The 19,831-nt window shown below is 48.1% G+C and carries 13 protein-coding genes; 2 read left to right on the top strand and 11 right to left on the bottom strand.

The genetic code is table 11. From position 1 onward, the window contains the following. Positions 1-475: 475 nt before the first annotated feature. From ACSHX2_RS06710 to ACSHX2_RS06700, 3 genes are all read right to left on the bottom strand, one after another. Entirely contained in the window at positions 476-4,936 is a 4,461-nt protein-coding gene (locus ACSHX2_RS06710; protein WP_435691825.1) for an Ig-like domain-containing protein, read from the bottom strand. Positions 4,937-5,491: 555 nt separating this feature from the next. After that, on the bottom strand, positions 5,492-9,997 hold the full coding sequence (locus ACSHX2_RS06705) for an Ig-like domain-containing protein (protein WP_435691823.1): 4,506 nt from the start codon (positions 9,995-9,997) through the stop codon (positions 5,492-5,494). A 343-nt stretch (positions 9,998-10,340) separates the two neighbouring features. Further along, positions 10,341-11,675 carry a dipeptidase gene (locus ACSHX2_RS06700; RefSeq protein ID WP_435691821.1) on the bottom strand — a complete coding sequence of 445 codons (1,335 nt, stop codon included), beginning with the start codon at positions 11,673-11,675 and terminating at the stop codon, positions 10,341-10,343. Between the two features lie 274 nt (positions 11,676-11,949). On the opposite strand from ACSHX2_RS06700, the gene lysS reads away from it, so the two are divergent. Continuing rightward, complete coding sequence (lysS, locus tag ACSHX2_RS06695) at positions 11,950-13,422, top strand: lysine--tRNA ligase (protein WP_435691819.1); 1,473 nt, start codon at positions 11,950-11,952, stop codon at positions 13,420-13,422. Between the two features lie 177 nt (positions 13,423-13,599). Here the strand turns inward: lysS and ACSHX2_RS06690 are convergent, their stop codons facing one another. Together ACSHX2_RS06690 and ACSHX2_RS06685 are read right to left on the bottom strand one after the other, a co-directional pair. After that, on the bottom strand, positions 13,600-14,235 hold the full coding sequence (locus ACSHX2_RS06690) for a PEP-CTERM sorting domain-containing protein (RefSeq protein WP_435691817.1): 636 nt from the start codon (positions 14,233-14,235) through the stop codon (positions 13,600-13,602). An 84-nt stretch (positions 14,236-14,319) separates the two neighbouring features. Continuing rightward, positions 14,320-14,934, bottom strand: coding sequence for an LON peptidase substrate-binding domain-containing protein (locus ACSHX2_RS06685; protein ID WP_435691816.1), 615 nt, complete (start codon positions 14,932-14,934; stop codon positions 14,320-14,322). 159 nt (positions 14,935-15,093) lie between these two features. Here ACSHX2_RS06685 and ACSHX2_RS06680 point away from each other — a divergent pair, with 159 nt between their 5' ends. Then, entirely contained in the window at positions 15,094-16,251 is a 1,158-nt protein-coding gene (locus ACSHX2_RS06680) for a permease (protein WP_435691814.1), read from the top strand. Positions 16,252-16,358: 107 nt separating this feature from the next. Here the strand turns inward: ACSHX2_RS06680 and ACSHX2_RS06675 are convergent, their stop codons facing one another. The 6 genes from ACSHX2_RS06675 to ACSHX2_RS06650 are packed head-to-tail and all read right to left on the bottom strand — an operon-like array spanning position 16,359 to position 19,813. Further along, positions 16,359-16,679, bottom strand: coding sequence for a hypothetical protein (locus tag ACSHX2_RS06675; protein WP_435691812.1), 321 nt, complete (start codon positions 16,677-16,679; stop codon positions 16,359-16,361). Then, positions 16,672-17,586: a TIGR01777 family oxidoreductase gene (locus ACSHX2_RS06670; protein WP_435691810.1), complete on the bottom strand. Its 915-nt coding sequence runs from the start codon at positions 17,584-17,586 to the stop codon at positions 16,672-16,674. The genes ACSHX2_RS06675 and ACSHX2_RS06670 overlap by 8 nt, the downstream gene beginning before the upstream one ends. Beyond that, positions 17,583-18,482: an MBOAT family protein gene (locus ACSHX2_RS06665; RefSeq protein ID WP_435691808.1), complete on the bottom strand. Its 900-nt coding sequence runs from the start codon at positions 18,480-18,482 to the stop codon at positions 17,583-17,585. The genes ACSHX2_RS06670 and ACSHX2_RS06665 overlap by 4 nt, the downstream gene beginning before the upstream one ends. Then, positions 18,473-18,898, bottom strand: a complete 426-nt coding sequence (locus tag ACSHX2_RS06660) for a hypothetical protein (protein WP_435691806.1) — start codon at positions 18,896-18,898, stop codon at positions 18,473-18,475. The genes ACSHX2_RS06665 and ACSHX2_RS06660 overlap by 10 nt, the downstream gene beginning before the upstream one ends. Positions 18,899-18,912: 14 nt before the next feature. Continuing rightward, a complete protein-coding gene (locus ACSHX2_RS06655) occupies positions 18,913-19,371 on the bottom strand; it encodes a thiol-disulfide oxidoreductase DCC family protein (RefSeq protein WP_435691804.1) in 459 nt (152 codons plus the stop codon). A 52-nt stretch (positions 19,372-19,423) separates the two neighbouring features. Then, positions 19,424-19,813, bottom strand: coding sequence for a hypothetical protein (locus tag ACSHX2_RS06650; protein WP_435691802.1), 390 nt, complete (start codon positions 19,811-19,813; stop codon positions 19,424-19,426). Positions 19,814-19,831 lie beyond the last annotated feature (18 nt).

The raw sequence follows: 19,831 nt of genomic DNA, 5'->3' as shown, positions 1-19,831 counted from the left end.
TGGTAGAAAAAATCGATCCTTGTGAGCTATTACACAAGCTGTCGAAACCATAAATATGGCTTCTGCAGATTTCTTCAGAAAAACTCATTGTATCCTGTCCAGCACCAAACCCTAAGACTATTTGATACTCATATACAGTGAGTTACATAAAAAATCTTTAGCAACGGGCGAGCCCGCAACATCATGAATTTTTAATAGTCATGTAAAATACCCCCTTCTCACACCATGTAAAGGGAAGAATTCACGCCCGAGCGGCACATCAATCAGCTAGATTTTTTCCGGCAAACTTTAATAAAACCACACTATTCAGGGTTCACCGCCTCGATCTGTTTGATCACTTTCTCAAAACCAAAGGCAAACTGAAGTACACCTTAATTGGCAACCCCTATACATAAATTGAGCCCCAACAAAGGCTCAATGAGACACTCACTTCGTGCCTAGAATTGATATTCGCTATGAGGAATTAACTCACCCCTCACTCCATTTCGACCTGTAGCTGAATGAACTTCGCTGAATCAGTCATCTCAAAGCGTGTTTTGACTGTCTCGTAGTCATCAACCGCTGTGCCGATCTCGACATCGTTCGGCACTTCTCCTGAAGGAGTGAGGAGATCAGGCGTCACGATCAAGGAGTAAGTGAGACCCAGTTCTAAGTAGTCAGTACGACGTTCGTACTCATAGACAAAATACTCAGTTCCTGCATCCTCTTCAGTATAATTCGATTCACTCACACCAGCATCATTCACTGTAGGGTCCATGCCGAGAGCGAATTCAAGTAAGTTGGAGTAGCCATCTCCAGCTCCGCCGTTCTCGGTGTCAGCTACTGCCAGTGCATCATCACCACCCAAACCGTAGCCAGAGGCCCAGATTGAATACTCCGAATCAGAATAAAGACTTCCGTAAACAGTGATTTTATCAAGCGCTGCAAGAGTAGAGCTAGTATTACTAGTCCCACGCCCCCATGCATAGATTCGAAATTCTGTGGCCTCAGTAATGGCTTCATAGGAACTACCAGCGAAACTGAAGACCACGCTCTCGTATTCGCCGGCTAGTCCAACCAATGTGGTGATTGCACCCGGGCTACCAATGAGATTGCCCAAAGCATCTGTGAGAGCGTATTCATCAACAGAAGTCTCTGCTTTCTTGGTTGCCTTCAATGTAATCGCTCTCAGATCCAGAATAACGCCCTCATCAGGGCTTAAAGTGAATGCCATATAGTCATCACCAGCGACAGCATCCTCGAAAGTCGTCGTCGTTGCAGCAGCTACACTAATGCCAATAGAGCCCAGCGTACCACTGCTACCGAAGTCGATACCGAGCGCATCAGCTCCACTGTTATCGCCGATACTCGTGATAAAGGAGATCCCCATCGGAGAGGTAATTGAACTGGCGCTGACTCCAGTAGGAACCACGCTAACCGCTGTCAAGTCGGCTGCATCTGAATCGAAATCGTAACCGATGAGTAGGGAGTCGACGACCGTAATTTGGAAAGGAGTGGTGGCTACTTCTCCACTGCCATTCGCTACCTGGAGTGTCCAATAATTGATACCCAAGTCGGAACCCGCAGGTGTCCCGCTCATCGAGCCATCAGAAGCTACGGTCAGCCAACTTGGGCCTTCCTGTACGGAGTAGATCAAGGTCCCATCACCATCCACATCTGACGCAGAGCCTGCCAGTGAACCGCTATAGGCAGCATTAACCGCGTTCACGTCGCCAACCGGTGGGTCTGCAAAATACAGCTTATGGTCTACATCAAATACAATTCCAGTAATTGTCGGACCCTTGCTGCGCGTTTGTACCTCAACCGAAAATGTTCCATTGGAATCAGCTGGCAGCGTGACATCAAAGAATACCATGCCCAGTTCTGCAGGTAAATTGGTGACTTCAGCAGAAACCAAACCTTCGAAGGAAAGCCTTAAGCCTGCGGGGTCATACCTGCCATCGCTAGAGTGTTCATTGCCAGCCATGACGCCTAAGCGAAAACTCGGTGGAACAGTCCCATCCACGGTGAAGGTCAAGGTCTCACGCCACTCCCCCACTTCACCTGCAGATGCGACACAGATCGCAGAACGTGCCCAGTCATCGACCGTCGCCGCGGGAGTCAAAGTTGGGTTATCAATGGAATCGTATGTATTGTATTCCGCAATCGAAGCAAAATGAGATCCAGCAGCATACTCGGTAACCCAACTAGGTCCATCTTGTGAATTACGGCTAAAGTCCTGATTGTTGACATTAGCAGTGTCACCAATCCCAGCGAAGAAATATCCGGTGCTGCCGTAACTATCGTCACCATCCGCATCAAACGTTTTCGCTGTGCCCGTCGAGCGGAAGTCACTCACCTCCGAGCCTGTCAGGTCATACCCATCACCGCTACCAACTACTTGAATTTCAGGGATCTCAAAAACCGAGACCGCAATCGTCGCGAGTTCACTGTCTCCATAGCCATCATTTGCAACATAAGTAAAATTATCGTTGCCCGTGTAGTCTGTATTCGGCGTATAAGTGAGATTCGGCACCGTCCCACTCAGCTCACCATAAGTAGGTTCTGAGACGACTGTATACGTTATGCTATCATTATCAACGTCCGTAGCACTCAGAGTTACTGCCACAGACTCATTGATGCCCACTGATTCCGAGATAGCAGTGGCTAGCGGAGTCGCATCATTCACTGGATTCACTGTGATAGTGACCTCGGCGGTCGCACTATCTAATGCTCCGTCATTCATCTTAAACGTAAAGCTGTCCAGACCATAGTAATTTGCATCCGGTTTATAGGACGCCACATTCCCCACGAGCGAAGTGATTCTTCCATTGGTTGGTTGAGAAACGAGATCCCCCATAAGAAAGTCTCCCTCAGCATCAAATCCAGTCAGAGGGATTTCGATAGAGCCGTCTTCATCTAGCTGCACAGTCGTATCATCGGCGTCGGGCGCACCGACAGCCTGCCCATCTGGCAATACCACCTGAATCGTCACTGTCTTTGAATCCGAAGTGACTCCCCCCGAAGTAATCGTATAGCTGAAGCCATCGCTAGTGATTCCAGCATTCGGAGTGTAAGTCAAATCATAGCCAGTTCCTGTCAGAGCCCCATTCACCGGAGCGGAATAGGCGTAGGTAGAAACACCCGAACCATCATTAGGAAGTGAAATAAGTGCAGGATCATAACTCGATAGTTGTACGGTAATGTCAGAAGCTTCAACAATGCCACTCGCAAGCGTAAATCCAACTTGACGGAAAGAGCCCTGGCTATCCGTTACTTTAAGAGCGACGCTCCATGTACCTGTTTCAGTGACCGTTCCGTGCAGTAAACCGTTTACAGACAAACTCAGGCCAGCAGGCAATGTTGTTTCAGGCAGCAGCTCCCAAAGGAGTCCACCGACTCCGCCCGTCGCAAGAAGTTGATAACCGTAGCTGCCACTCGGCGGCAAATCTGGCAAAGAATCCGTCTCAATTATCAAATTACTATCTGGTACGTGAGATCCCGTTCCGGACAAGAATGCGCTTTGGGCAATGTATGTTTTTCCTGTGTTAAACGCATTAACCAATTGGCTATCCGACTGAATACTGCTCGGAACATCGAGATCAGAGCCCAATGATGACGTTAGCATCATCGCTGCTGTCATATAATACAGAGGGTCAGTCATGTGAACCCCGTCAGAAGAGGTCACTATATCTGGTTCAATTTCAGCCAATCGACCCAGGGCTGGGCAAAATGGAATAACAGCCCAACCGTCATCACCATAGGAAAGTGACCCTGAGTAAAAAGCTGTATCAAAACAATTACTTAATACCGCGGTCGTTGATGCGGTTCCTTTTGAGCCGTAAGAATAGTCGATTCGTTCAAAGACTATCGGCAGCATATTGGTCTGATTATGCGTGTCGATTACCTCCTGAGCATCGATATAAGACCACCTCACATACATAAAAGCGTATCCATTAGGGAATTGATTAAACGCACTCGAGGCTGCAGAGCTGGTATTGACGCCATCATCCCAGCCCTTCTGAAAACGGTTAATGTAAGTAACCTCTCTGAGCTCCGCTTCCATCGTTTCATTGATGATGGTATTCAGGCGCTCACTAATGCCTTCCTCCGTGCTGGTTCCGCGGTATAGATAAGGGACTTGGTTATTAAACGGAGCGCTTGATATATCCAGCGGACGGTAACGCACGTTCCCAATATTTCCGTAACTAGTTGAATAATGATCATCTATGGTTTCATGATACGCATTCGTTTGTGTACCGGTGTTCGCAAGAAACTCATGACCATCAAGAGAGCGCACTTGGGAATTGTCTGCAGTATAGGTGGGTTCATAGCCTGTTGTATTGGGATCAATCCCTGTCAGTTTACTATAGATACTAGCGGCTGCTATGTAGGCCCTTTGCGCCATGCCCTCGCCTGTGTTTTCTGAACTATCCAGAGAGTCACTAATGTCGTCAATTGCTTGAGCGTAGGGAACCACTTCTAAACCACAGCCATTCGCAACTCGATATACAATTTCCAATAGAGAAGTGTCTGAGGGGTCATCATGCATCGCAATGATTGGGATACTCCCCGCAGCCAATATCGCCTGTGACATTTTATAGCACTCTTCAAAATAGAGCTCTGGATACTTTACTCCAAATTCAGAATCACAGGCTATGACGACGTATTTATAACCTTCGGTTATCTTCGCTATAAAAGTGTCTTTATAGTTTGGATTGTAATATAAATTTAAAACAGATTCAGCGTCATCATTAATGTAGAGGTCTACTTCGGCCCCCTCGTAACCACTCGTCGCAGCGTAAAGTCCAGAGAGATAGGTTTGGGTTGCTTCAAAGCGAGGTACTTCATTTGCTAACTGAGACACCCCCACAAGCAAGATGTCATTCGAGTGATCTTGAGAAAACGCTGATCCGGCTAGAAAAAGCGTCAATAGAGTCGTTAGAAATTTGTACATTATAGTGTGATAAAGGCTTGGCTTTAAAAGAACAAAACAGGTACCCCTGTTTACTAGTTCACCATGTATCTATCCTAGAGATTTAATTTTCCTTGGGGAATTCATCAACTAACTCAGAAAGATATGGCGGAAACTACACTCACTACAAATTTAACGTCAACAAATTATCATTGCAATTCCCACACACTGACATATGTGAAATCCACGGAATATTCATATCTCCAGCTACTACAAATACACAAGATGTGAAGAGTTGAATTAGACTTCAATACGCCTCGATCGCTGTGGATATAATGACATCCTTCAGGCAGTATTGATTGTAGACTCGACCCACTTCGCATCGCTTTGCAGCACGAAAAGCACACCAACTGAGCTCTCACCTCGACTAAGCCACGTCTCGAGAGGATTGATAAGCTACTCAAAATCTAAGACCATTTGAAATAGACTATAAGCGATGTCATCCTGCTACATAAATTGAACCCCGACAGGGGCTCAATTATGCTCTCTCTTCGCGCTTAGAATTGGATTAAACGCTATGAGGAATTAACTCCCCCCTCACTCCATTTCCACTTGGAGCTGAATAAACTTTGCTGAGTTAATCATCTGGAAGCGCGTTTTCACGGTCTCGTAATCACCACCGGAGTTATCAATCAGCACATCGTACGGAGACTCACCTGATGGGTTCAGAAGATCTGGCGTCACGATCAAAGAGTAACTTAATCCCTGCTCTAGATAATCAATGCGTCGCTCATATTCATAAACGAAATATTCAGATCCAGAGTCATTCTCGGTATAGTTCGCCTCACTAGAGCCCGCATCATTCACAGTTGGGTCCATTCCAAGCGCGAACTCTAAGAGGTTAGAATAGCCGTCACCCGTGGCACCATTCTCTACGTCAGCACCAGTCAAGGCACCATCCCCCGTCAAACTATAGCCTGAAGCCCAAGTTGAATAGTTCGTACCATAGATGCAAGCTCTCCCGTAAAGCGCCACTTTATCCACGAGCGCAAGAGTGTTTGACGTAGCACTGGTGCCTCGGCCCCAAGCATAAATCCGAAACTCTGTAGCCTCTGTAATAGTTTCGAATACCGAACCTATTAAATTCACAGTCACAGTATTAAATGTACCAAAGGTGCCTTGTGCTTCGTCCGTAGTGATCACAGCAGGCTCATCAATAAGGTTCCCTTGAGCGTCAGTCACAACATATTCATCCACAGAATTGGGAGATTTTAGTGACACCTTGAAACTCATCGCCGTGAGGTTGAGTTTCACATCAGCCTCTGGAGTGATGGTAAAGCTCATGTAATCATCTCCAGCGAGAGCCGCTGAGAAGCTGGTAGTTGTAGCATCAACAGTCTGTACCCCCACTGAGCCTAGTGTGCTGGTAGTACCAAATTCGCCACCAACTGCATCCAGACCTGTAGCATCACCCGTTGTAGAATGAGCGATTGCCATAGGTGAGGTAAACTGGCTCGCGTAGATACCTGTTGGTACGATACTCGCCGCGCTCCAATCTACAGCATCGGAATCAAAATCGTAGCCAATCAATACCGAGTCAACTACAGCGATATTTAAGACCGTCGTGGCACTGTCTCCACTTTCATCTGACACCTCAATCACCCAGCTATTCGCACCGACATCTGAACTACTAGGCACCCCATTGAGCGAGCCGTCAGCGGCGACCACCAACCAACTAGGTCCTGATTGGGCTGAGTAACTTAAAAGTGTATCACCATCTAAATCGGATGCACTTCCTACTACAGAATTACTATATGCCACATTCACTCGTGTCACATCATCTGCTGGTGGATTATCAAAAACTAGAGGATAATCGAAATCAAAGACTACTCCAGCCATCGTAGGCCCCTTATCAGTGGCTACATCACGGGTCTGCCCCTCTATCGAGAAAGTGCCAGAGAATCCATCTGGAATAATAATATCGAAGAACACCATGCCCAAATCCGTATCTAGACCAGACGCTGTTGCGACTATACCCATGGAGCTGACACGAATTCCTGCAGGATCCCACCGTCCATCTGTATTACCTTCATTCCCCGCCATAACACCCAGTCTAAAATGCGGTGGCGCAGTCTCGTCTATGGTGAAGCTGAATAACTCAGACCATGTTCCAGCGCTGCCGTTGTTGAAAGTACAAATCCCTGTAGAAGTCCAGTCACTTACCGTCTCGCTGATGGAGGCTGTCGGGTTATCAAAATCCGTATAAGCTCCGTTAACGACAACTGAATTCGCAACCTCTACACTAGTGACCCAAGACGGCGTCGCGTCGGAATTACTGCTATTATCTGAGCCATTTCCATAGAAAAAGTAACCATCTGATCCGTACACATCATCACTATCCGCATCCAGACTTTTTTGAACCCCTGTGGACCGGAAACCAGTCACTTCAGCTCCAGTTAAATGGTAGTCAGATTCGTTTACAGCAACTGTTATCTCTGGGACTACAGCGACTGTTATCGTCACTGTCACTTCTTCACTATCTCCATAACCATCATTCGCCTTATAGGTGAACGAGTCAGTCCCAGTGTAGCCGCTCGCAGGTGTGTAAGTTAAATTCGGTACAGTCCCACTAAGTGAACCATAACTTGGCCCCGACACCACCGAATAGACGAGGCTATCCCCATCAAAGTCTGAAGCACTCAAAGTAATCGCCAGAGTGCTATTCTGAGTCACAACTTCCGATAGTGCCTCTGCAACCGGCACAGCATCATTCACCGGGTTCACAGTGATTGATATTGTCGCCATCGCGCTATCAAGCACGCCATCATTCAATTTAAAAATAAAACTGTCTGATCCATAAAAATCTAAACCTGGCTCATACGTCGCGACATTCCCAGTCAGGCTAACAATGGAACCATGAGCAGGAGCTGAAATGATCCGAGCCATCAGCGAGTCGCCTTGCGCATCAAAGCCCGTCAAAGGAATCGCAACAGAACCATCTTCATCTACCTCGGCATCGGTAGAATAAGCATCTGGCGCCCCAACACCCAAGCCATCTGGCAACACCATTTGGATCGTCACTGTCTTTGTATCCGAAGCCACACCGCCGGAAGTGATCGTATAAGTAAAGCTATCACTCGTGATTCCAGCATTCGGAGTGTAAGTTAGATCAGGAGCAGTTCCAGATAGGGCTCCATTTGCAGGAGAGCTGTATCCGTATGTTAAATCCCCAGAATCATCACCAGGCAGAGAAATCGCCGCTGGATCATAACTCGCGAGCTGCACAGTAAAGTCTACAGCCTCCGCAGTTCCACTTGAGAGTGTAAAACCAACCTTACGGAAGGAGCCCATGTTATCAGTAACCTTAAAGGCAACATTCCAAGTACCCGTTTGTGCCACTGTGCCGTGTAGCAAACCATTCACCGATAAACTTAGCCCAGTAGGCAGCGAAGTATCAGGAAGTAATTCCCACAAGTAACCACCGACACCACCTGAAGCAGCAAGCTGATGACTGTAGGAACCATTCGGTGGCAAGTTTGGTAATGCATTCGTCGTGATCGACAAGTCACTATCAGGTACGTAGGACGAAGTCTCAGAGAGATAAGCGAGTTCCTTTACGAGGTCATGTCCAAGTTCAATCGCCGTGGAAAGTTCAGCATGAGACCAAGTCCCCCTTCTGGTGGGAAGCGTTCCTTCAGGTATCGGAAACTCTTGACCCAAAGCGGAAGCCACCATCATCGACGCATTCATGTAGAACAAGGGATCCGAAGTATGGCCACCGTCATCATCAGAAGCGGAAAATTGAGGAAGTGCTTCATTCAACCGCCCCATACCTACGGTAAGGGGAATCGTTTTCCATCCCCGATAGAAATAGTCATCCCAAAGATCCGCGCAGTCTTGATTATTGAGAGCATTCGTAGTCGCAGCCGTTCCGCTGGCCCCATCAAATGCCTTGATCCAATCAAAAACCATGGGGATCAGCTGTTCTCCGTTTAGATTGGTCAAGTCCTGCGCGTAAGCGTCGCTTTCACTTTCTGAAGCATACAGAAACGCGCCCCGATTTAAGTTGGTAGCATTAGTAAGAGAGCCAGTTCTTTGTATAGTATCTGCATTATTCCAGAATCTCGAGTCATTAACGATTCTTCCATAATGAGTCGCACTGGATATTATCGATTCACTAACATAAGTATTCAGTCGATCTCTTGTGAAAAGATGCGTGCTGGTGCCCTTGAAAAAGTAACGCAGCTCACCATTGTACGGTGCTTGTGAAAGATCCAGATAGCGATACAGCACCGATCCATCTAGCTCATAGCTCGTGTTGTAATGCTCAGCGGCATCCTGCTCGATGACGGCGTCATTCGCATAGGTTGTTAGAGCAACTAAATCGCTGCTCTCGATAGGCCACCTCGAATCGTAGCCATAATCCTCATTTACATAGTAGTCAAAGTGCTGATATGTAGGGGTGTAACTCGTATCGGCAGGATCAAGCCCGGTTATCTTACGGTAAATGGTACAAGCTGCGATCCACGCTTGCCTCGCAACATTTTCGGCAGTCTGATCCTTCTGCATACCAGCTGCTTTCATCGCATACGTGCCTGGAATCACCTCCACTCCCGAACCATTCGCAGCCCGATACGCATAGTCCCCAAGAGTAATGGGGCCTACATATTCGGAACTCGCCATCATCATCATCGGAGTACTTCCGGCCTCCAAAGCCAAATCCGAGAGCTGTTTACAGCCTTCATACAAAACCTCGGGATACGCATAAGCTTGATCCGAGTCGAATAAGATCACGAAACGATACCCTGACCCAATCTGCGCTTTCAGGTCAGAATGCACAGGGTCATAATAAATATCCGCGAGAGAATGCGCATAGGGCTCACTGTCATAATCCACTTGTGCATCGTTGAATCCTTCCGTCGCCGACAAGAATCCCCAGAGGTATTCTGCAGTGTATTTTAATGTACTGTCCGAACTGTAGCTATAACCACTTCCGGTCTGTTCCGTAGCTGCATGCACGAGCAAAACATCATTCGACTTATCTTGAGAAAACGCTGAGCCCGCGAGCATACATGCCATCAGGGCAATTAGAATTTTGTACATTATTGAGTGGTGAATAGATCAAAGCCTGTGTGCTAATGCACATAACTCCAAATCCATTAATATGGGTTCGAGTGAAATAATTTACTCATCTCTGAATGAGTTGATGGCTGAGTCCCAAGTGGGTGTATTGGGAAACGCTCTCTCAAGCTCTCACTTAGTGAGTAAGTTCGAACATTGTGATGACATCATCAGCAAGGATAGATAAAGTTGCACGTCAGAGACTACTGGTCAAATGCCCAGTTTCACTACCTGCAGCCGAACTACTAGAAGCACAATAACCAGCACTCAAAAGTACTGGTTATGATTCTAGGCAATAGAATTACTGCGATTCCCCCTTGCCCCGCTAAACCTTCGCTAGCTCTTGAAGCAGGATCGCATTCATCGCGATGCCTCCCTCGAAGTTCTCCACCCAGAAATTCTCATTCGGTGCGTGGATCTGACAATCTGGCAATGCGAGCCCTAGAAGCAAAGAATCCGCACCTAAAATGTCCTGCATGTCCTTAATGATCGGAATACTGCCACCTTCACGTATCAGCACAGGTTGCTTGCCAAAGGCCTTTTCTAGAGCAATCTGCCCAGCCTTACCATAGGCACTGTGCGGATCGCTGTAATACGGCTTACCATCGTGCCCGACTTCGACCTCTACGGTCACTCCTGCAGGCGCGTGCTTTTCAAGGTGTGCTTTCACCTTCTTAGAAATATCTTTCGGATCCTGATCAGGAACCAGTCGGAAAGAGAACTTAGCCATCGCCGTTGCCGGCAAGACAGTCTTCGAGCCCTCGCCCTGATAACCTCCACCGATTCCATTCACCTCAGCAGTAGGGCGCGCCCATAGACGTTCCGCAGAGCTGTAACCAGGCTCACCAAACACAGCAGGTGCTCCAGTCTGTTCGATCATATCCTGATCACTCATCCCAGGAATCTGCGCCCACATCTCGCGCTCCCAATTTTCCAGCGGCTTCACATCATCGTAAAATCCTTCAATCGCAATGTTGCCTTTATCATCGTGAAGGCTAGCAACTAGCCGCGCCACCGCAGTCGCTGGATTCGCCACCGCACCACCGTAAATACCCGAATGGAGATCGCCCTTCGGCCCTGTCACCGTTACTTCACAGCAAGAAATACCGCGCAAGCCATACCCCATCGTCGGCACTCCGCGCGCCACCATTCCTGTGTCTGAAACCGCAATAATGTCACAAGCAAGTTCCTCCTTATGAGCTTCGATAAATGGCACCAAGCTCGGGCTCCCAATCTCTTCTTCACCCTCAAAAAGGAAAATAAGATTCACTGGAAGCTCACCCTGTTCTTTTAAAGTTTTCTCCACCCCTAATACATGCGCCATCATCTGGCCTTTATTATCGGTCGCACCACGTGCCCAGATCCGGCCATCCTTTAGCACAGGCTCAAACGGCGGCGTGTCCCATAGCTCGACAGGATCCACCGGCTGCACATCATAGTGACCATAGATCAATACCGTCTTGCGCCCTTCTTTATGCTCGTTTTTTGCAATTACCACAGGATGTCCAGGTGTCTCATGAAGCTCAGCACTCAGGCCCATACCTTCGAGCTTTTGCTGAAGCCACTGACCACAAGCAAGCACATCACCAGCATGCTCAGAGGCTGTTGAAATACTTGGGAACCGTAAAAATGAAAAAAGATCGTCGAGCTGAGATTGCATACCCCATTCATGCTCCCCCCACCCACATCTCGCAACTTAAAATTTCGCGATTTAAACTGTCGAAAGTCCAAAGTCATACCAGCATCGCGGGCTCGCGATGTTCTCAAGCTTGCATGCACTCAGTGAGAGCCATTCGTGAGATCAGTGAGATTCGTGGTAGAAATCCATCATGCTGGCATTTTCGACTCTTTCGTATATTTCGCGGTAAAATAGCTCTCAATTTCTCGCAAATGCGCATTGCAAAACCCATTTTCCCCCGTAACCTCCGCCCTCTATGAGCGAGCAGAACACGCAGCCACAATCGACCGAAGCCGAACTCATCGCAGTTCGCACCGAGAAACTCGAAAAGTTACGCGAATTGGGAATCGACCCATATGGCGCCAAGTTTGATATCACAGTCACACCTGGTGACCTCAAGGCAACTTTCGAGGATGGCAAAAAGGTCACTCTCGCAGGCCGCCTTCTCGCTATCCGCGACATGGGCAAGTCCGTCTTCGCTACCATCGGCGATGTCCACGGACGCATTCAGATTTACCTCAATAAAAAAGGTCTCAACGAGACCGAGTGGGCTGCTTGGAAGCTTATGGACATGGGCGACTGGATCGGTGTCGAAGGCGAAACCTTCACCACTGGTAAAGGCGAGCCATCTGTCAATGTTTCCAAACTCACAGTTCTCTCCAAAGCTCTCCGCCCTATGCCTGACAAATGGCACGGCGTCAGCGACCGCGAAACAAAGTACCGCAAGCGCCACCTCGACCTCATGTCGAACCAATCAAGCGCCGACCTCTTTGTGAAGCGTTCTCAAATGATTGCTGAAATTCGCAGCTTCCTTCACGAGCGCGGCTTCCTCGAAGTCGAGACACCAATGCTCCACGACGTAGCTGGCGGCGCTGCTGCGAAGCCATTCGAGACGCACCACAACGCGCTCGACATGCCACTCACTATGCGCATCGCGCCTGAGCTGCACCTCAAGCGTCTCCTCTGTGGCGGCTTCACCAAGATTTTCGAACTCAACCGTAACTTCCGTAACGAAGGGATCTCCCGTCGTCACAACCCAGAGTTCACCATGCTCGAAGCCTACTGGGCATTCTCAGACTTCGAACAAATGGCAGATCTCGTTGAGGAAATGACCTGTCACCTCGCTGAGAAATTCTGCGGCGGTCTCCAGATCGAACACAAGAACGAGAACGGCGAGCACGTGCGCACTATCAATCTAGAGCGCCCATGGAAGCGCGCTCCATACCACGACCTCATCAAGGAAGTCGCTGGTGATGACTGGTTCGAGCTCAGCAAGGAACAACACCGCGCTAAGTGTAAAGAACTCGGCGTTGAGATCTCCGACAACATGGAAGACTACGAAATCTCTCAACAAGTCTTCGAGAAACTCGTGGAAGAACATAGTTTCGACCCATGCTTCGTCACTCACGTTTCTAAGGAACTCATCCCACTCGCTAAGCTCAACGCTGAGAACCCAGACGTTATCGACGTCTACGAACTCATCATCAATGGCCAGGAAATCTCACCTGGTTACTCCGAGCTCAACGACCCAATCCTCCAAAAGCAACGCTTCGCGGAGCAAGCGGGCGGAGAGACTCAAAGCATCGACCACGACTTCGTCGAAACCATGGAATCCGGAATGCCACCAGCAGGCGGCATCGGTATCGGTATCGACCGTCTGGTCATGATGCTCACCGGCGCTCCAACCATCCGCGACGTCGTCCTCTTCCCACAGCTTAAGAAGAAGTAATCTCTTCTTCTTAAAGATAGGGCGGGCTCGCCGAGCACGCCGCAGAGCGATCTAAACCATTTCAAATCCTCACAGCACCAGTTGCAGTGAGGATTTTTTATATTAAAAAAACTAAAAAAAGCTCTACCGAATACCGGTAGAGCTTTTATAAAATAATAGGAATAGTAAGAAAAAATCTTACTTACGACGACGCATAATCAACGCAAGACCGCCAAGACCAAGAAGAGCTGTGGAGCTTGGTTCTGGAACTGCTACAGCTTCGATTGCAAAAGTTTCATCATTTGCATTACCGAATGCTATCCATGTGAATGAAGATACATTTTGTACAGTGAATGATCCCCAGCTTTCATTGGAGAGAGGAGCACCACTACCAGCAGCACCACCAAAATTAATTTCTTCAGTGGTTACTGAATTAGACCCAGTACCACTGAACCAATCATCATTGTCTGCACCTTGCCCGACCGCAAGGCTACCAGCAGTGTAACTCCAGCCGCCTGAAGAAGATGTTACAGTAAATGTGTTTGTTGTGTCGGTCAGGCCTCCAGAACCGTCAAATACGACAGACTCATTACCTAATGTAGAGGTAATGACCAAATCAACAGTGCCACCCGTAAATACAATAGTTGTGGCTGTGTTTCTTGCTTCAAGCCCGTTTCCAGCCTGAGTCAAATCACCACCAGCACTACCATTTGCTAAGGTAGTAGTAATGTCATAGGTGATTCCTGAACCGATAACAGCTGATTCATCAAGGGTTAGAGTGACAGCATGTGCTGAAACTCCACTAACTAATAATAGGGGTATAATTTTTTTCATAAAACGTATGAATATACACACAATAGAGAGAGCTTCACAATAGGTAAAAGCTAACAAGTGTATAAAATACAAACATTAAAGTGGCTAGGACCTCCCGAGAGTCTCTTCACCTTCTAACAGCAGTAACAGCTTAGACGCTCGCTTGCTATCTGAAGCTTCCTCCAGAAAAAAGCGCCTCTTATGTTCAGCGGTTGAGTACTGCGCGACAGTATCAATCACAGCCTCGAGAGACTCCTTGGAATCCAGATGCTCAACAATCATCGCCTTCTCTTTTTCAGAACAGCCCGTGAGCACATCCATAAATTTATCTTTCAAGAGGGAAATGATCGTCTCGGCCCCTTCTGTACCCTCACGCTGCATCTTATGATACACAGCCCTCGGATAGTTAGATGACCGATCCCACGACACTATCTCTGCACGTTCTCTAGCCGACACCACGAGCATTGACCGGCCATCGGGTAATTGTTCATTTGCGACCACCTCCACAACGACAGCAACCTTTAGAGGCACACTTTCTAACTCTCCATCAAGCTCGGGCAGTGAACCTATGATAAACTTCGAATCGCTTGCTATCGCATCTTTTAACATCTCCCGATAGCGTTCCTCATAAATATGGAGAGGAATGGCATTGTGCGGCAGCACCGAAACACCCGGTAAAAGGATTGCACCCGCCTTGTAATACGTTTCATCACTTACCATATCTCACTATCCCGCATTCATCCCATTTTTCCAATAAAACTTCACCTCTATCCTGTATGCGCGAACTCACTAAAAGCGCCAACTATCTCAAACAGATAGGCTCAGAATGATGAAAAGGATTTCATCTTTTCTCCCAGCGAAATACGTCTAGCCTAGGGCATGAGCTGCTGTGGAAACAAACCAGATCCTAAAAAGCCAGAGTCTCCGGACGCGCTAGATCTCATGCAAAAAGATTTCCGGAAAACTCAGAAACCGACATGTTGTAGCACTCCGAAAAAGAAAGAGGAACACGGCGATTGCTGTGGGAGCAAAGGCAAGATCGATTACATACTCTGGGGCTCGCTTATCGCCTGCGGTCTCGCGGTCATCGCCCACCTCTTCTTTTCCAGCCTCCTTCCCCACGCGCTCCATACTTTTGCTCACAGCATCTACGAACTTCTACTTAAAATGTGGTGGGGGCTCGCGCTAGGAATCATCGCCGTTGGGCTCTTAGGAAACATACCCCGAGCCTATATTCAGACACTTCTAGGCAAGGGTGGCACCATGAATGGTATTCTCCGCGCCACCGGCGCTGGCCTATTGTTAGACCTCTGCAATCACGGCATTTTGCTCGTCGCCATGAAACTCTATGAGCGTGGAGCCAGCCTCGGCCAGACCCTCGCATTCATCATTGCCAGCCCGTGGAACTCACTTTCGCTCACACTCATTCTCATTGGCCTGATCGGTATCAAATGGACCATCGCCTTCGTCCTCCTCTCTGGCCTCATTGCCATCACCACTGGCTACATCGCCGACATTCTAGTCCGTAAAGGAAAGGTCCAAGCCAATCCCAACAGCACTCCCATCCCAGAAGACTTCAACTTCTGGCGCGATGCCAAACAAGCCCTCCGACACACAAAATTCAACAGACGCTTCTACACTCAAGTCTTCAGTGATGGTCTCCGAGGCTCCACCTCGATCATTCGCTGGATTCTCTTTGGCACTGTACTCGCCGCCGGCATCCGAGCATTTGTTGATCCCACTATATTCACCACATGGTTCGGCCCTAGCATGCTTGGTGTAGGTATGACGCTGCTCGCAGCCACCATCATCGAAGTTTGCTCAGAAGGATCTAGCCCCATCGCTGCCGACCTCGTCACCCGCGCCAATGCTCCAGGCAATGGCTTCGCCTTCCTCATGGCCGGTGCCGCCACCGACTACACCGAAATCATGGCACTCAAGGAAACCACCAAAAGCTGGAAAACCACCTTCATCCTCCCCATCCTGACTCTCCCCCAAGTCACTGCGATTGCTATAATTTTAAATCAGTTCTCGTAGGCACTATCCCACTCTCTTTTATGCAATCTAAGTGCTACTAATGCACTTACTATTCCATAGGGAGGGAGAATTACAATTATTCCCCCTAAAACAGCGTCACCATTTAATCAGAGAATAAATAGTAGCGGCACCACGCTCAAGAATGCACCAACAGGTAATGCATACGCAGGCATCCAAATAGACAGCCAAGGACGAGGCCAAGCATATAAGTAAAATGGAAGCCCAACCACGAGCATACTACCTGAGTGAATAATACCGCCGTATAATGCGACCATTACACCCGCGCTCCCCTTTCCGAGTATCAGCCCCACGATGATCAGTGCCAGTAATGACGCGACTAATGCAGCACAAAATGTAGCTTTGATGAGTGCCAATACAGATTCTAACGGCGTCGCGAGTGGCTCTCGCCATTTAATATCCTCAGACATGACGACCTCCTGCCCGTTGCTCAAGTTCCTCATTCTTAAACTCAAACCCCTCTTCTAACAACCTAGTGGGAATCACCCAGCGACTCTTTAAGATCAGCTCGGTTTCAGTCCTCATAAAGAACGCTCCTACTTCCAGCATCCACTTAGTGGCAGGCAGTCCAAATCGGCACTCCACACTCTTTCTAATAAGCTTCATCAGTTCAGTGTTCGTTACGGGATTGGGCGCACTCACATTGTAAGTCCCATCTGCATTTGGATTCTTGGCGAGCCATTCTACAGCACGAGCAAAATCAAGATCCGTAATCCAGCTAACCATCTGCTTTCCGCTCCCCATCTTGCCACCAAGCCCTAGGCGAGCGAGCTTCTGCAGAACAGTCCACACGGTTTCCGGCTCATTCCCCATCACGATAGCTGAACGGATCGCCACTTGTCTCACTCCTACACGAGCTTGCCCAAAGAAGGCTTCTTCCCAGGCTTTCGCGACCTCGACAGAGAAACCGCTTCCAATCTCACCATCTAAGTCTCCCTGCGGTCGGTCTTCAGCATGCCTATATATCGTCGCTGTACTTGAATTAATCCACACCTTGGGAGGGCCCTTACATTTACTAACAGCATCACCTAACAACTTCGTTGTCTCGACACGTGAATCAATAATCGCTTTACGATTCTTCTCACTATAACGGCAATTCACTGAACGCCCCGCAAGATTGACCAACACATCTACCCACTCGAGAGCCTCAGTCCACTCTCCGACATGTTTTCCATCCCAATAGACAAAATCCACACCTTCAATCAGGCCATAGGGCTCACGAGCAATCCCCACCACACTCCAGCCTTGGTCGAGGAAGTAACGTGACAGCACACGTCCCAAAAATCCATTCGCTCCTACGATTACGATACTTTTCATTTTTCAATTAATACGGTTACAAAATCTCTAGCAGGTAAAATCACCTCCATCACAAAACGTTCGGGAAACAAGACTGGCAGTCCCCAAATAAGGCTCAGCCCACAGAGCACGCCCATCCACTTACTCGGTTTCCCTTCATAGCAGGTGAACAGCCCTTGCATCATAAAAAAGAGTGTCGGAAGACCGTAGCCCCCTCTTACCGGAACAGTGATAGCGAGTTCATGGAGTAAACCTGAAATCACAAACACCGCAAAAGTTCCTGCCCTTTGGTCTAAAAATCGATTCAATGGACGCTTCACGCAGCGAGCCATCATCTGTGAGTAAGCTAAGTTCCAGCGCTTGCCCCAAAAGTCAGCAAAGCCACGCATGCGGAGAGGATTTCGAAACAGAGCCCTCACAGGAACTCCAACAGATTTCCAAAATGCAGTAAGTAAACGTAGAGCTCCAAAGTGGAAGCCCATGCTCATTGCTATAAAAAGAGGGACTAAGGCAACCACATCGCTCATTACATACACGAGCGCGACTCCCACTAGTCCACAAAAACTTCCCCACGCCCAGTCAGCACGAACACTCAGCTTCCTCCTGCTGGTAACCCAGGGCTTAGGATCCATGCCAAACCAGCAGCAAGCAAAACACAACCAGCTCCCCAATGGTATGACCTGGCCTCCGCTTCTGCGCCATTCGCTATACACAATCCATTTCATGCCAGCCATCAATACGCTGCAGAGCATGACCATACGGAGAAAGGCTCCAGCCTCAAGGCTTACAAGATGCACGGCAGTATAGCCACAGAGCACTGCAAACCAGCAATAGAGTCGCTTCAATGGTTTGTGGTCAAAGAATAGCTTTGCTCCCACAAGGTAAAATAGAACGGCAATGATCCAGACTACGCACATAGTAGTATATTTCTAAAGAACGCACAGCCGTACACTACGGTGAGACAGATAAAGAGAGCACTCAGTCCCCATTTAGCCATTTTATGAAATAGGCTTTGCTGAACCTCACTCATATCAAAACAGAAGAACTGGAGCACGAGTCGAGCCGCCCACCATATCAACATGAAACCAGTGAGGAAACAGGCTAACACACTTCCACGCGTCAGTTCGCTTGCAGCAAAAGTAGAGAGTAATCCAAAAAACAAGTGGCTTCCCAGCAGATACACGGCATAGGTCCAGAACATCTGCCGCAGTAAACGAGGGAGCTTGCTCAAATCGCTATCCCAGTTGAGTACACGCGGTATAAAAAAGCTCACTGCTACCAGAGCGAGTTGCGCAGCACCAGCGAGCTTAATAATATTCTCAAGTTGTATCATGTTTCTAGCAGCGGTTAGTCACTCTTTATCGCACACGTTCCATCACACTCCACCTCGGGCATATGGTGAACTCTCGCAGCCACTTCTTTGCTCTTTCCACGGAAGAACAACTTACTCAAAGTGAGTCGATTGGCTGCCAGCAAGTGACAAATCTTCTGCACCTGAGGCAATAGCTGAGGCTTACTTACTTTCTTAGCTAAGCCTCTGTACTTAGTACAACTCCAGAGACACCACACCCAGGCTTCAGCCCCTTGATAGATCTCATCAGTACTGGTACGCACCACCATTTGTCTAGCTGGGTCCCGCGTGTTGAGTGTAGGGAAACGGTTCAGAGCTTCCTCACTTTGATAGGGTAAAAAAACAATGTCGTTTGCCCGCTCTTGCCGATTAACCCACTCGTGAAAAGTGCAGCACATCCCGCACTGTCCATCGTAGTATACCTCTACCCATTCTACATCATCGTTGAGTTTCATGTTATCGAATTTTCAGTTATTTTTGAAAGTTGTCCTTAAAAAAAGGGACGTGCTATTTTCCTGCAGCAGCAAGTGGAGTCACCTGGGGAGTTCTTCCCTTCTTACGCATCTTGTCGAAGTTATACATGTTGAAGAAGTGCATGCCGCCGAGCACTAGAGTGACAAAACCAAGTTTCGTCGCACAGTATTCGATAGCACCAACAAAGCCTTCAGGTCTGGTTCCCATTTTAAGAAACAGCAGCACGAAGCCTATGTTAATAAGGTAGAACCCTACCTTTAAAAGATGATTCACAGCGTCAGCGCGCTCCTCGTCACCACGAAATGCTTCTATCAGAAACACCCTGCCATTTTTATGTAATGTGTTAGCCACCCATATGGTGAGTCCGATACTCGCTACAGTGTAGACGATATAAACGATTACTTGTTCGATTTGTCCGTTCATTTTCTTAGTTGGTTTTAT

It is taken from the genome of Rubritalea sp., assembly GCF_051252225.1.
Classification (GTDB): domain Bacteria; phylum Verrucomicrobiota; class Verrucomicrobiia; order Verrucomicrobiales; family Akkermansiaceae; genus Rubritalea.
Note: the sequence above shows the minus strand (reverse complement) of the source record. Positions and strands in the feature narration are given on the sequence as shown.

Bases quoted from the DNA above. Each gene is read 5' to 3' on its own strand.
- ACSHX2_RS06705 (WP_435691823.1), bottom strand. From the start codon at position 9,997: ATGTACAAAATTCTAATTGCCCTGATGGCATGTATGCTCGCGGGCTCA.
- ACSHX2_RS06650 (WP_435691802.1), bottom strand. From the start codon at position 19,813: ATGAACGGACAAATCGAACAAGTAATCGTTTATATCGTCTACACTGTA.
- ACSHX2_RS06685 (WP_435691816.1), bottom strand. From the start codon at position 14,934: ATGGTAAGTGATGAAACGTATTACAAGGCGGGTGCAATCCTTTTACCG.
- ACSHX2_RS06675 (WP_435691812.1), bottom strand. From the start codon at position 16,679: ATGTCTGAGGATATTAAATGGCGAGAGCCACTCGCGACGCCGTTAGAA.
- ACSHX2_RS06670 (WP_435691810.1), bottom strand. From the start codon at position 17,586: ATGAAAAGTATCGTAATCGTAGGAGCGAATGGATTTTTGGGACGTGTG.
- ACSHX2_RS06690 (WP_435691817.1), bottom strand. From the start codon at position 14,235: ATGAAAAAAATTATACCCCTATTATTAGTTAGTGGAGTTTCAGCACAT.
- ACSHX2_RS06655 (WP_435691804.1), bottom strand. From the start codon at position 19,371: ATGAAACTCAACGATGATGTAGAATGGGTAGAGGTATACTACGATGGA.
- ACSHX2_RS06665 (WP_435691808.1), bottom strand. From the start codon at position 18,482: ATGTGCGTAGTCTGGATCATTGCCGTTCTATTTTACCTTGTGGGAGCA.
- lysS (WP_435691819.1), top strand. From the start codon at position 11,950: ATGAGCGAGCAGAACACGCAGCCACAATCGACCGAAGCCGAACTCATC.
- ACSHX2_RS06700 (WP_435691821.1), bottom strand. From the start codon at position 11,675: ATGCAATCTCAGCTCGACGATCTTTTTTCATTTTTACGGTTCCCAAGT.
- ACSHX2_RS06680 (WP_435691814.1), top strand. From the start codon at position 15,094: ATGAGCTGCTGTGGAAACAAACCAGATCCTAAAAAGCCAGAGTCTCCG.
- ACSHX2_RS06710 (WP_435691825.1), bottom strand. From the start codon at position 4,936: ATGTACAAATTTCTAACGACTCTATTGACGCTTTTTCTAGCCGGATCA.
- ACSHX2_RS06660 (WP_435691806.1), bottom strand. From the start codon at position 18,898: ATGATACAACTTGAGAATATTATTAAGCTCGCTGGTGCTGCGCAACTC.